Annotated in this window: 10 protein-coding genes; 5 read left to right on the top strand and 5 right to left on the bottom strand. The window is 62.8% G+C overall.

Annotated features, from left to right (window positions below; translation table 11 throughout):
* The first annotated feature begins 7 nt into the window (after nt 1-7).
* From JW929_08340 to JW929_08320, 5 genes are all read left to right on the top strand, one after another.
* Nucleotides 8-3,079: a GAF domain-containing protein gene (locus JW929_08340; GenBank protein ID MBN1439402.1), complete on the top strand. Its 3,072-nt coding sequence runs from the start codon at nt 8-10 to the stop codon at nt 3,077-3,079.
* 62 nt (nt 3,080-3,141) lie between these two features.
* Nucleotides 3,142-4,956, top strand: a complete 1,815-nt coding sequence (locus JW929_08335; GenBank protein ID MBN1439401.1) for a choline/carnitine O-acyltransferase — start codon at nt 3,142-3,144, stop codon at nt 4,954-4,956.
* A 40-nt stretch (nt 4,957-4,996) separates the two neighbouring features.
* Entirely contained in the window at nt 4,997-6,460 is a 1,464-nt protein-coding gene (locus tag JW929_08330) for a glycosyltransferase family 1 protein (protein MBN1439400.1), read from the top strand.
* Nucleotides 6,461-6,711: 251 nt separating this feature from the next.
* Complete coding sequence (locus JW929_08325) at nt 6,712-8,193, top strand: glycosyltransferase family 1 protein (protein ID MBN1439399.1); 1,482 nt, start codon at nt 6,712-6,714, stop codon at nt 8,191-8,193.
* Nucleotides 8,190-9,002: an FkbM family methyltransferase gene (locus JW929_08320; GenBank protein MBN1439398.1), complete on the top strand. Its 813-nt coding sequence runs from the start codon at nt 8,190-8,192 to the stop codon at nt 9,000-9,002. Before JW929_08325 ends, JW929_08320 begins: the two co-directional genes overlap by 4 nt.
* A 168-nt stretch (nt 9,003-9,170) precedes the next feature.
* On the opposite strand, the gene JW929_08315 is transcribed toward JW929_08320, so the two are convergent.
* The 5 genes from JW929_08315 to JW929_08295 all read right to left on the bottom strand — a co-directional run bounded on the left by JW929_08315 (nt 9,171) and on the right by JW929_08295 (nt 13,489).
* Nucleotides 9,171-9,881, bottom strand: a complete 711-nt coding sequence (locus tag JW929_08315) for a methyltransferase domain-containing protein (GenBank protein MBN1439397.1) — start codon at nt 9,879-9,881, stop codon at nt 9,171-9,173.
* A gap of 319 nt (nt 9,882-10,200) precedes the next feature.
* Nucleotides 10,201-10,692, bottom strand: coding sequence for a YfcE family phosphodiesterase (locus JW929_08310; GenBank protein ID MBN1439396.1), 492 nt, complete (start codon nt 10,690-10,692; stop codon nt 10,201-10,203).
* 73 nt (nt 10,693-10,765) lie between these two features.
* A complete protein-coding gene (locus JW929_08305; protein MBN1439395.1) occupies nt 10,766-12,172 on the bottom strand; it encodes an extracellular solute-binding protein in 1,407 nt (468 codons plus the stop codon).
* A gap of 217 nt (nt 12,173-12,389) precedes the next feature.
* Nucleotides 12,390-12,845 (bottom strand): hypothetical protein, encoded by a 456-nt coding sequence (locus tag JW929_08300; GenBank protein ID MBN1439394.1) that lies wholly within the window; start codon nt 12,843-12,845, stop codon nt 12,390-12,392.
* A 146-nt stretch (nt 12,846-12,991) separates the two neighbouring features.
* Nucleotides 12,992-13,489, bottom strand: coding sequence for a hypothetical protein (locus JW929_08295; protein MBN1439393.1), 498 nt, complete (start codon nt 13,487-13,489; stop codon nt 12,992-12,994).
* Between the last annotated feature and the right edge of the window lie 327 nt (nt 13,490-13,816).

Genomic DNA, 13,816 nt, shown 5'->3' with positions numbered 1-13,816 from the left:
GGCCGCGGTGCCAAAAAGCGTACGGCGCGGACAGGTGAAGAAGAATCGGCCCCGGGAGAAGCTTCCGGACATCCCCATCCCGCTGTGGGTGGAGGATTGCTCCCTGGTGAGGAAGCGCCTGGCCTCCCTGCGCGCCTCCGGCGCCGCCGCCGACTGGCGGGCCTATTTGGAAAGCCACCCGGAGGAGGTTCATGCCTGCCTTTCCCTGGTCCGGGTTCGAGATGCGAATCCGGCGGCCTTGGAACTCTTCCAGTACGAAAAGAAGGAAGCCTTCCTGAAGAATCCCCCCCTCCCGCTGGAAAAGAATTGGCGCAATGTGCTTCGGGAAGAATTGATTGCCCTGGCCGAGGGCCGCCGGAAGCACGAATCCGAATTGGAAATAAGGACCTTCGACGGGGAGGGGATCGCCATCCGGCGGCGGGTCTTCCTCGCCCGCGGCGCCGAATTCGATTGGTCGCGGCTGATCGTCGCCCCGGTGGACATCAGCGGGTTGAAAAAGGCCGAAGCCCGTTTGTTGACGGAGGTGGAATGGGGGAGCCTCCTGCTCGACCAGTACGAAGCCTCCTCGCGGCTATCGGAGCGGGAGCTGTTCGACCACGTGCTGAGGCAAGCGGTGCGGTTCACCGACAGCCTGGTCGGATTCTTTTATCTGCTTACCGAGGACCGTACAGCGGTGGTGCTGAAATCGTGGGTCGGGGAGTTGGCGGTCGACCTGACGGGGGAAGAGGATCTTCCGATCCCGATCGACCGGGCGGGAAATTGGACGGATTGCATCCGGCTGAAGCGGCCGGTGATCACCCGCAACAGCCCGGCGTGGCAATGCCTGCAGGGGATGCCCGACAGCATCGCCCCCATCCGGCGCCTGCTCAGCGTTCCGGTGCTGGACGGGCGGGACGTGGTGTGCGTGCTGGGGGTCGGCAACAAGGAAAGCCCATACAACGCGCAGGATATGGCCCACATCCAGTTGGTGGCCTACGGCCTGCACCGGATTCTGAAACAGCGCCGGGCGGTGGAAGCCCTGACTCAATCCGAAGAGTTGTTCCGCCAGCTAACCAAGCAGTTTCCCGTTCCGGTGGCGGTTTTTCACGAGCGCGGCCGGACGGAATTCTTTAACGAGCGGTTCCAATCGGTTTTCGGGTACGGCCTGGAGGATCTTCCGGACAGCGGCGCCTTCTGGGCCCGCCTGCTCCCCGACGAGCGCCGGCGCCGGGGGGCGCTGGAAATCTGGCAGGCGGCCGAGGAGCTGGCGGAGCGGGACCATGCCGACGCGGCCTTCAACGACCTGCGGATGACGAGCAGGGATGGGCGCGAGATCATCGTCGACCTCCTGGGGACCAGGATTCACGGCAAGCGCCTGCTTCTGCTGAACGACGTCACCGAGCACAAACGCGCCGAGGAGGAAACCCTGCGGCGGAACGAGGAGTTGGAGATCCTGGCGAAGATCTCCACCGCGATGCGCGCCGCGCAAAGCCGTTCGGAAATCTATTCGGTCCTGGTCAACCAGTTGGCGGTTCTGATGCAGGCGGAGGGCGCGGCGGTCGCGCTGCGCGATTTCGAAAACGGCGGAAGCGTGGTGGAGTTGGGAATCCAAAAGTGGGAGGAGCTCACCGGGCTGCGGCTATCGGTGGAGGAGGAACAGGGCCATACCGGTCCGACGGCCAACCCGGTGTGGAGGAAGAACGGCGATCCCGAATCCGACGCGCTCGGCTTGAAATTGACGCACGGATTGTCGGCCGTCGCCCACGCGCCGCTGATCGCCAACGGCAAGGTCATCGGAACGGTTTGGATCGGCCGTTCGAGCCCGATCGGCGATCACGACATCCGCCTGCTGACCGCGATCGGGGAGATGACCGCCACCGCCATCCAGCGCCAATCCCTGCACGAGGACCTGCAGATCCAATTAAACGCCCTGCGCCAGGCGCAGGCCCGGCTGGTGCAGACGGAGAAGCTGGCTGCCATCGGCCAGCTGGCGGCGGGAATCGCCCACGAACTGAACAACCCGCTCACCTCGGTGGTGCTCTACTCCCAGTTGGTTCAGCAGGAAAAGCTCGATCGGTCGGTCCAGGGGAACCTGGATAAGGTGGTGGCCGAAGCCCTGCGCGCCGGGAAGATCGTCCGCGGCCTGCTGGATTTCGCCCGCCAGCGGCCGATCCACCGCGGGCCGGTTCAGGTGAACGAGGCGCTGCGCAACAGCCTCGACCTGATCTCCTACGAGCTCGAGGCCGACGGAATCCGGGTGGAACGGAAACTCGCCTCCGGCCTGCCGACGATCACCGCCGACCTGTACCAACTGACCCAAGTGTTCATCAATTTGATCCAAAACGCGATCCAAGCCATGCGGCAAGTTCCGGGGCGGCGGGCCCTCACTGTCACCACCGAGTGCGGCCCTTCCATTTATTACCTGCCCGGCGCCGAACCGAAGCCCATGGTGCGGGTTTCCTTTAAAGATACCGGCCCCGGGATCCCGGAGGAGAACCTGACGCGGATATTCGATCCGTTCTTCACCACCAAGGCCGAAGGCACCGGAACCGGATTGGGGCTTTCCATCTGCCACGGGATCGTCGGCGAACACGACGGCCACATCTGGGCTGAGAGCACCGTGGGAAAGGGGACGGCTTTCATCGTCGAATTGCCGGTCGCCTCCGCGGCCGAGGAAAAGCGGTCCGCCAAGGAAGAGCGGCCGCCGGCGGAATCCGCCGCCGGACAATCCCGGGTGCTGATCATCGACGACGAGCCGAACGTCCAGGATGTGCTGGCCAAAACCCTGTCCGGACGCGGATATATGGTGGAGACGGCGATGAACGGCGAGGAAGGGCTGAACTGCCTGGCGCAATCCGCATTCGACGTGATCCTGTGCGATTTCCGGATGCCCAATTTTTCCGGAATGGATTTCTACCGCCGGATCCAGGCGGAGATGCCGCATCTGGCCCCGCGAATTATCTTCATCACGGGCGATACGGCCAACCTGGTCACCCGCCGGTTCATCGAGGAGAACAATCTGACCATCCTGGAGAAGCCCTTCGAGTTGAACGACCTGCTCCAGGTCATCCGCCTGGTTTGCGAAAAAGCCCTCGGCTAAGAAGCCAGGGGATGCCGGGGGAAAGCCCCCCAATCCGCATCGCCTGGAAAGGAGCCCGCCACATGCCCAGATCCTCCCGGACCGAACAAATGTCGTTCGAGCAACTGGATGGGTACCCGAAACCCGCCAGCCTCCCGCCCTTGGACACCCTGGAGAATTACGTTCGCGAATATTCCGAGATGGCGCATGTGCCGCAGGCCGCCGCACGGTTCCTGTTCGGCGTCTCCGGGTTCACCCGGACCCTCCATCGGTTGCGGCAGGATGCCGCGTACTACGAAAGAGTCCTGCGCGACGTTCCGGCGAGGATGATGGTGTCGAACGCCATCATGTTCAGCGCAACCGCGGTCCTCGCCGACGAGCAGCCGGCGCCGGACCCGATCGACCGGGCGGCGCGCCTGCTGGCGGCTTCCCGGTCGTTCTATGCGGATCTGATCGGCGCAAAATTCCCCCTGGATACGTTCCACGGCGAGCCGATGGAGATGGGCCAATACCGAAACCTGTTCTCCACCTGCAATTACCCGAGCGGGGCTTGCATGGGGATTTACAAATCCGTGGAGGATTCCTACGCGGTTGTGGCCGCGGGGGGGAATTTCTACAAGCTCGCGCTTCCTCCGATCGGAACGCCCGCGGATGTGCCGTCGCTGCGGGCTGCCCTGGAGGCGCTCGCCGCGGATGCCCGCGGCCGGCCGCAAACCGTGTCGCCCGGACCGTTCAGCGCGGCCGCGCCGGCCCAGCGGGCGGCGGGGTTCACCCTGCTGCGGTTGGATCCGCGCAACCGCGAATCCCTCGAGGCCCTGGCCAATGCCTTCCTCGTCTTGTGCCTCGACCTCGACGACCGTCCCGCCGACGAGGAGCAAGCCTGCCGGTTGGCGCAATGCCGGAACCGGGAAAACCGGTGGTATTTGGCGAGCACGCAAATCGTGGTGTTCGGGAACGGCAAAGCCTCGATCGTGTTTTCCTACATCTGCGGAATCGACGGCAACGTCATGACCCGCTTCAGTTCGGAGGTCCGCCGGTCGTCGCTGCTGTTGAAGGAATCGGCCTCCAGGCGCAAAAAAAGCCCGCGGCCGGACGTGCAGCGCCTGCCGTTTTCGGTCCCGGCCGGATTGGCGCGCTGGGCGGATTCCTCCTGCCGCTATATGCTCACCGACGAGCGAGTCCTCTTCCGGATCCGCGACTGGGGCGGGCGGGAGCTCATCCGCCGCGGGCTGCGACTGGATTCGGTGTTCAACATCGCGATGATGATGGCCGAGGAGCAGTTGCTGGGCAGGCCCCCCGTGCACGTCGAGCTCCTGACGATGGCCAAGTACCGTTACCGGGGTTTGGGCGACGCCACCCCATGGTCCCCGGCGGTCAGCAGGTTGGTGGATCCCGCCTGCGATGCGGACCTCGGCCGGGCGGCGGTCGAAACCCTGCGCGAGGCGCTGGAAGCCCATCATCAGGCGATTCGCGCCGGCCGGGAGCGGTTCAACCTGAGCGATCTGATGTCCCTGCATTTGGCGCTCGCCGCTCCCTGGCGGATGCCGGCGAGCATGATCCTGCTGATGAAATACATGTCGTCGATCGACGTGATTGTCTCCTTTCCCCATCCGAGCGAGGATGTCGCCGTCGTGGGGCGGATCGGAATCCGCCTGCTGACCCGGCTCTTCTCGCTGCATTACGAAACCAGCCCCGAGTCGGTCTCCGTGGCCTTCATGCCGGCGCAATCCCGTCCCGTTCCGGCGCAGAAGGCCTGGGCGGCGTTGGAGGAAGCGTTGCGCAAGATCGTCCGCATCGGCCGGCTGCTTCCGGAAATCGAGGGCGCTCCGCTGATCCGGATCGAAAAAGGGCCGCAGCCCTCGGCCGTCAAACATCCGGACGGAACGCCCGTATCGTGAAGCCGGTCCCGCCGCCGCATCCGTTCCCTGGAGGGGCAGCATGAGCCCGAACCCGTCCTCGCCCTGGCCCCGCGAATACCGGCGCAACCTCCGGCGAAAACGCTCCTACCGGTTCGCCGCGCTCACCTGGGGGACGCGCGGCGACGTCAAACCGTTCGCCGCGCTCGGCGCGGAACTCGTCCGCCGCGGCCACCGGATGGTGATCGCGGCGCGCGAGCCGTACCGCGCCCTGATCGAGGAACAGGGGATGGAATTCTGGACGATGCCCGACGACGGCACCGAGCGGCTGATGCAGGCGCTGGCGGACAGCACCGCCATGCTTTCGGCGCTCGCGCTCTGCACATCCTATTCGCGCGGCCTCAGCGCCGTCCAATTCCGGAAGTTCTGGGAGGCGACCGAGGGCGCGGACGCGGTCCTGACCAAATCGGTCTCCACCATGCCCGCCCTGCATATCGCCGAACGCCGGGGGGTGCCGCTGTTCCTGTGGCACAACGATCCGGGCTTCCTGCCCACGGAAAGCTATTGCCTGGTCGGCGACAAGCTGGAGGATAAAGGCAAAAGATTCAACCGGTTCATGGGGCGGTTTATGCTGATCCCGATGGGGTATTCCATCTGGGATCAGGTGAACCGGTGGCGCCTGCGGCAGCGCATGCCGCTGGATGTTTTCTCCAAGTGGAGCGATCCCGGCTATTTCCGGCGGTTCCCAACCTTCATCACCTGGAGCCCGCACCTGTTGGAGAGGCCGCCGGATTGGCCGGAATGGTTTGTCCAGACCGGATACCTGCGGATGCCCTGGAAAGAATCCATCGGAAAGCGGTTGCGCGAATTTATCAAGGCCGGTCCGCCGCCGGTGTACATCGGCTTCGGAAGCTGGGGAGTGCACGATAAATCGGCCGTCACGGAAGTGATCCTGGAAAGCCTGCGGATAACCGGAAACCGCGGTGTCTTGCTGCGGAATACGGTGGACGGGCGGAAGGAATTTCCAACTTCGATTTACGTAGAGGAGGAATTGCCGCACGATTGGCTTCTGCCGCAGCTTAAGGCGGCCGTCCACCACGGAGGATCCGGCACCGTGGGCGCGGTGATCCAGGCGGGGATACCGTCGATCATCATTCCGGCATTCACCGGTCAGGCTTGCTGGGGGCATGTGGTCAAGGAGAAGCAGATCGGGACGACCCTGAACCGGCGTGAGATATCGGTGGAGACGCTGGCGCGCGCGTTGCGCGAGATCGATCGGCCGGAAATCCGGGAGCGGGCGCGGGTGGTGGGAGCCCTGGCGCGGAACGACGGGGGAGAGAAGCAGGCGGCGGACGAAGTCGAATGCCGGATTGCGGAAGCCGTCGAAGAGGCCAAGATCCATCTGGTTCGGCCGCCCGAGCGGGCGCTGCCTTCCGGTTCCTCCGGCGGCCGAGGCGCCGGGATCCGCCCATCCCCGGAAGTGCTGGAAAAACCGGCCTTGTTGGACGAAGAAGCCGAACCTAAGAAGGGCGCCGAAGACGGCTAGCTGGGCGTGATTAAAATGGAATTGATGGTGGTTGGGCTGCCCGCCGGGCTTGCCGGGGCGGGCTTAACCGTTTCTTTTTTTTTCAATAGTCTGCTGGAACGCGCCCTTCGATCGTCCGAACCCGTCGGCAAGCAGCCGCTTCGGATCGAATCTTTCGGGCCGGGCCGGATAGTTTTCCGGCAGGATGCAACGATCCTCGGCTAAGCCCAGTCGTACGACGCTTGTGATCCCATGCCGTTGCGGAGGAACTCGTGAACCCCAAATCGTCATCGCCCTGGCCGTTCGGACACCGCCGCGCATTTAAAAGAAAAAGCTCGTACCGGTTCGCCGTGCTGAACTGGGGTACGCGCGGTGACATCCAACCGTTCGCCGCCCTGGGCGAGGAGCTGGTCCGGCGCGGGCATCAGGTCGTGCTCGCCGCGCGGGAACCGTACCGGGCGCTGGTTGAGGAGCGCGGGATCGAATTCCACACGATGCGGGAAGACGGAACCGAAAGCCTGATGCGCACGCTCGCCGCGTGCCAATCCCTCCCGAAGATGCTCACCACCAGCACGGCCTATTCGCGGCGGATCGCGCCCTCCCAGTTGGAAGCGTTTTGGGAAGCCAGCCGCGGGGCGGATGTGATCCTGGCCAAGGTTATCACCACGCCGGAAGCGATCCACGTCGCCGAGGGGCGCGGCCTGCCGCTGTTCAACGTGCACTTCGATCCGGGATTCATCCCGACCTCGGCCTATTGCTTCGTCGACGGCCGGATCCAGGATAAAGGTGCGCTCTTCAACCGCGGCTTATCCTCCTTCATGCTCCTGTCCTTCGGGTTGTTCCTCTCCGATAAAATCAACGCCTGGCGGAGGGCGCACGGATTGCGGCTGGATCCGCTCGCCACGCGCAACTGGGCTCAGCACCTTTCCCGCTTTCCGGCGTTCGCGGCCTGGAGCGCTTATTTCCTCCCCCGGCCGGAGGACTGGCCGGCGCGGGTGGTGCAGACGGGATGGTGGATTCTGCCCCACAAGGGGCCGATCGACCCGCGGCTCCGCGATTTTCTCCGCGCCGGACCGCCGCCGGTCTACGTCGGATTCGGAAGCTGGGGAGTGCACGAAAAGACGGCGGTCACGGATATCGTGCTCGAAACCTTGCGGCTAACGGGGAACCGCGGCGTTCTGCTCCGCAACACGGTCGACGGCCGCGCGGAGTATCCCCCGGAGGTGCTGGTCGCCGACGAGTTCCCGCACGATTGGCTGCTCCCCCGCACGAAGGCGGCGGTGCATCACGGCGGAGCCGGCACGACGGGCGCGGCGATCACCGCCGGGATTCCGTCGATCATCGTGCCCTCCTTCGGAATGCAGGCGGCCTGGGGGCGGCTGGTCGCGGATAGAAGCATCGGCCTGACCTTCGGCCGGGACGAGATGACCGTGCCGCGGATGGCCGAAGCGCTGCGTCGGCTGGAGGATCCGCGGATGCGCGAGCGGGCATATTCCCTGGGCGCCCTGGCGCGGAAGGAGGGAGGCCAGCGCCAGGCGGCGGATGAAATCGAGCGCCGGCTGTGGGAAGCCGCGGAAGTCGCCCCCGTCCATCCCGTGCCGACGCCGATCGAAAAGCCGCTGGATTTGCGGAGGGCCAGCGCCGCCCACAAACCCCCGCTGAATCCGGAATTCGGCGCTCCCTCCCCGTCCCTTTTGGGCCGGGATGGGGAGAAACCGGACCGGGTAGTGGACGAGGAGGAATACCGCCCATGACGGCCCAAAACCCGATTCTCTCGCCGGATTTCATCCACGTCATCCGGGTCGAGGAGCAACCGCCGCCGCTCAAGCTGGTGACCTTCCCGGACGGCTTCCGTTGCTTCACGCACACCAGCATCCAGGAAACCGAATTCATTTACAACGAGGTTTTCATCAAACAGGAATACCTGCGCCACGGCCTGAGCTTGGAGGGCGCCTCCTGCATTTTCGATGTCGGGGCCAACATCGGGATGTTTGCGTTGTTCGCCAAGCTGCGGAATCCGAAGGCGTTTGTCTGCGCCGTCGAGCCCATTCCCGACACCTTCGAGGTGCTCCGGCGCAACGTCGAGCTGCACCGGCTGGAAAGGGTGCGGCTGTTGAACTGCGCCGTCGGATCGCGGGCGGAACCGCGGCGGACGTTCGCCTTTTATCCGAACATGGCCGGCAATTCCACCTCGGCGCCGGAGCTGAAAAAAGCCCAGGTGGATTTCATCCACAGCCAGCTTGGGCCGGACTTGGCGTCCTACCTGTTTCGTTCGGAGGAGCGGTTCGCCCCCGTCCGAACCCTGTCGGAGATCCTCCGCGAGGAAAAGATCCGCACCGTCGATTTCCTAAAGATCGACGTCGAGGGGGATGAACTCGCCGTTCTGCAGGGGATCGCCCGCAGGGACTACCGGCGGATCCGGGAGATGGCGTTCGAAACGCACTCCGCCGGACTTGCGGACGAAGTCAGTGGGATTCTAAAGAATGCGGGGTACCGGGTCTTCCGCGACACGGGCTCGGCTTCGTTTCCGGGCGTCGCCGGGCTTTATGCGATCCGAGGTTGATTGGTATCCGGCAACTCGTATTTCCACCATCGGAGCGGCCTGTCGCCCGGCGAATCCGGGTTGCGCCGGTTTGCATGGGCGATCGAAGCCCGACCGACTGGGCATACAAAGGGGAGGCGCTCGGTGCCGGGGCCGATACCAACCGCGGATCGACGGACGGGGAGATCATCAGGTTTTCCAGGCCTTCATGCATATGAACAAAGGAAAATTCATTAATTCCCTGTAATCTTTGGGACTGACCTCTTTGAATTTGCGAATGGGTTTGGGTTCGACAATCCGCTCGATCAGAAAGCCGTTTTCATAAAGCGCCTCGCAGATCGAGCCCAGGCTGTGATAATAGCTGTTCATTCGGACGCGTTTTCCGAATCCTTTCCAAGAACAACTCACTCGCCGGGTTTTAAAATAATTCCGGATTTTAAAAAAACCGTATGAGAAAAATGGATGCTCGGTTGAAAAAACCAGCCACCCCTTTTTGCGCAGTATCCGATGAAATTCCGAAAAAAGCGCTTTGTGGTCCCGCACGTAGGTGATCGCCAAGGCGCTCAAGACGCCGTCCAGGCTTCCATCCTTCAGGAATGGGAACGGTTCCTCCATGTTGGCGAGATGAAACGACGCTCGGCCGCCGACCCGCTTTCTGGCGTGCGCCAGCATTTTCTCGTTGGCGTCGATGGCCGTCACCCTTGCTCCCCTGTCCGCCAGCCATTGCGCGTACGCGCCCGTGCCGCAGCCGACATCGGCGATCTTCCTGCCGGCGACATCCCCGATGAGCGACTTCACCGCCGGCCGGTCGTAGTATGCGTTGTGGGGTTTTTTATCGGTGATGGCCGCATAGGCGTCGGCGATTTTGTCGTACGCTTTCTTGGATATTGGGGTTTTCATAATGGCTCCTGTTGGGAAATCGCCCTTGGCCCGGTTCCGGGCGGAGGGTTCCATGGGCATAGAAGTATGACCCGTCCGGAAGGCGCCGCCGGCGGGGTATTCCCCCGCCGATTTGGGAGAAACCGGCCAAGCACAACCGGCGGAGAAAAGAATCCCATCCTTGCTTGCGGGCAATGGCCGTATAGTTCGGGCCTCGCTTCTCTTCTTGGGAATCTCCGCGCCGGCATGACGCATTTTCCGGCGGGATTGATTGCCTCTCCAATCCACGATGGCAAGAAGGGCGATGGCCGATGGTCCGTGGTCGATCGTCGATTCTCGTCTACAGCCCGATGAACTCCACATCCCCGCCGGCGGTATCCAACAGGCAGAAGGAATAACCCTCCGACGCGGCGCCGCCCAGCGCGCCGGGATTAACCGCCCGGGTCCGGCCGATGCGCTCGTCGCGCCGCCGGTGGGTGTGTCCGTGAAAGACGAAGTCATACGCCCCCGACCGCACCGCCTGCGTCAGCATCCCGGCATGGTTGCCATGCATCAGCGCGATGCGCACGCCTTCCCGCTCCAGATGAAGTTCCGCTCCGCACGCGGATCCCGGGTCGAGCCGATCCGCCGCCGCGCGGATTTCCGCGGCGTCGCGGTCCATGTTGCCGAAGGCGTAGTGGACCGTCCAGCCGCGGAACTCGGAGAGGACGGAGGCCGAGGTCAGGTCGCCGCAATGCAGAATCTCCGCGGCGCCGCGCGCCCGGGCGACAACCAGCGCCTTGCGGATGGTGCCGCGGTTGTCGTGCGTGTCGGAGAGGACGGCGATCAGCATGGCGATCCAAACGATCCGTTGTGGAATGGGCGGACGGGGGCGGAGCGGGCGCGCGGCGCCTTTACAATCCGGCTCACGGATTTTCCGCGGTATATGCGTTTTCGATGGCTCGCGCGGCCTCGGCGGGCGTGAGGGTTCCGGCGAACAATCCGTACACGGCTTCGTCCACCATCTGCCCCGCCGCGGGCGTAAGGAACACATCGTAATACACCTGAAGGAAATCGGAGCGGGTCAGCGCTTGCCAGACAGGCTCCAGATACGGGTCCTGAATGCAGACCCCCGCGGACTTGGCCGCTGGCAGATTTCCCAACCCAGCTTCACGGCATTGCTGCTCCGGGCTGATTAGGAAGTGAAGAAATTCCAGGGCTTCGGGCGGCGCATCTTTCGCGATCAGCCAGCCGTTGATCCCGCCCAGAAGGTCCGCGGGATGTCCGTCGCCGCCCGCCAAGGCGGGAAACGGAAACCATTCCAAGTCCCCGCCGAGACCTTGGCCGTCGGTGCTGAAGATTTTCTGATTTTCCCTCTCCCATTGTCCCATCAAGTGCATGGCCGCTTTCCCGTCGCCGAAGATCGCCGACGCGTCCGGATAAGTGTTTAGGGCAAGATGATCCGGTTCGAAAGGCTTCCGTTCGATCAGGGAGACCAATTCCTCACCTGCTTGCACGAAGGGAGGATCGGTGAAAGCGCCCCGGCGGGAAAGCGCCGCGTCGATCGCCGCGCGCCCGCCCAGGCGGAGCGCCAGGTATTCCCACCAGAACGCGCCTGACCACTTGTCGCCTTCGCCCACGGCGATCGGCGTGATCCCGGCGGCTTTAAATTTGGCGATCGCGGAGAGGAAGTCCGCCCACGTCGACGGCGGTGCGGTTATCCCGGCTTGCCGGAACAGCGCTTTGTTGTACCACAAGCCGACAACGGATGCGTCCTTCGGGACGCCGTATTGCCTGCCGTCCCAGACGAAACGGTCCAGCGCAGCCGGAAGGAATTCCGCGCCCCAGCCCGCCTCCGCCTCGGCGGAGAGGTCCATCAGCAGGCCGGCGGCGGCGAATTCCGCGAACGACCAATTGCCCTCGCTCTGAAACAGGTGCGGCGGTTTATCCGAGGCCAGGACGGTTCCGATCTGATGACTGTAGGCGGATCGGTCGAGCGCGGTCAATACGACGATCACGTTCGGATGGCTTTGTTCGAATTCCCTGGCTTGACCGAGCATCAAGGCTTTCCGGTCTTCGGCGGTTTCATAGCTCCACCATTGGATTGTTACCGGCGCGGGAGTCGCGGTGTGCAAATCCGCAGTCGCCGGCGCCGCCTCCGGGGCGGCGGTCGATCCGGCCGCGGCGGAGGCGTCCGACGCCGCGGGGTGCTCCTCTCCGGAACCGAGGATTCCCCGGATCGTCGCGCAGCCCAGGCCGGCAACCAACGCTGCCGATGCCAAGATGCATGCCTGCGCGTACCGCGGCAGACGGTTGCGGTCTTGAGCCGGCAAATCCGCCGGTATCGGAGGAGGGGGATTCACGAGGGCATTCGGGCGGGATGGCTTATGGCCTAATAACTGCTTAGTCATTATTGAGGCTCCTTGTCGGATTGCCGGTTTTTCTGCGGCTTATGCCATCCCGTCATGGCGCATTTCCGCCTTGGGGATGTTCCACAAGGTGCGGGCCCGCAGTTTTTCCCCGATGTCCCTGTGGGTTTTGATTATCGGTTTACGCCTTCCGCTTGGCGGCCAACCCGGTGATGCCGAAACCGATATATAGGAACGGGAGTAGGCCGGTTGAGAAATGCGACATGAAATAGGATAGGGACTGCGAAGCGCCGTAAGTCGATCCGCGAGGAAGTAAAGGGATCGTCCGGCACAGAGTAAAAACTGATACCGGATTGGCGGCATAAACCAGAACCGGACAGGCGCCGAGGATTCCCAGGATTAGCATAAAGGCGGGCGGGAGCTTGTCGCCCGCATCCCAGACCAGCATCATCCAGACGGTCGCGCCCAGCGGCACCGCGATCAGCGCCGCCTGAATCAAGCCATATAAAAAAGCCCTTTCGGCAACGGAAGTGGTGAACAGCCCCCGTTCCTGGGAGAATAGATACCCGGCGATGTCGATGACGATCGTCGTGAGAATGATCATCCCGATGACGGAAATAGTTTTCTTGGTCTTCATGAAGTCCTCCCGCTGCCGAAAACTGTTTTCCCCGGGCAAAGGAAAGCGGAGAACGCCATCCGGTGCAGGTGGAGATTTTTCCTTGCCCCGTGCGTTCACGGCCTCTTGGCCCTAGGAAAACCGGATCCCGGATTCTTACCCCGGAATTATTTCGAATGGCTTTTCAAGGAAAGGCCGACTATGCCGAAGACGATAAAGAGCGCGCTCAGCGTAAAGGTGAACGGGCTGCTGAACAGAGACACCCAGAACATATCGGTCTTGGGCAGTTTCAAGGCCAAGCTTTGCCAGATTGCCGAAAGCCAGTGGATGCCGTTGAAAAAATCGTAAAACAATCCGCTCTGCCACCGAAGGTCGGTGAACGTGTTCAGATAGTGGAGAATCCACCCGAGGATCCCGACGATCAGCATCAAGGTCGGGGGGAGTTTATCCCCAGCGTCCCAGACAAGCATCAACCAAACCGTCGCGCACAGCGTAATGGAAAGCGCCAGATCGATCAGGATATACGCCAGCCCATCGGAATTGGATTGACCGGCGACTCTGGAAAATTTGAGCTGTAAGGACGATAGATTGTCGGTCAGGATGAACGTAAGAAGCGCCGTGATGAGGATGGACGAACAGGTGAGCAGGACCTTCCGGATTTTCATCGGATCCTCCCCCGGGATTGCCGGGTGCTACGCCAAAAAGCCCTTTTCCAGCAGTAGGATGAAAAACTCCCAATCGGTGTCTGCGCGAGCAACTGGAGGGAACGAAGCAATCTCATCGGTCGGAAGAAGAGGGAGATTGGTTCGTTGCATCACTTTTTGGAATGAGATCCCTGGCCTTTTAGAACACCCAGTGGAATGCTTCGAAGCGCTAATATTATATCTGAAATTGCATTTACGCGAAAAAGCAAATTCCGGTCAATTCGGCCACCGATTCCGGTGTAATCCGGCCGCCCCATACCAACCCTCCATCATCAGCGACGAGATTGT

Source organism: Anaerolineales bacterium (assembly GCA_016928575.1).
In the GTDB taxonomy this organism is placed as follows: Bacteria; Chloroflexota; Anaerolineae; order Anaerolineales; family RBG-16-64-43; genus JAFGKK01.
This window is presented reverse-complemented; position numbering and strand designations above follow the sequence as displayed.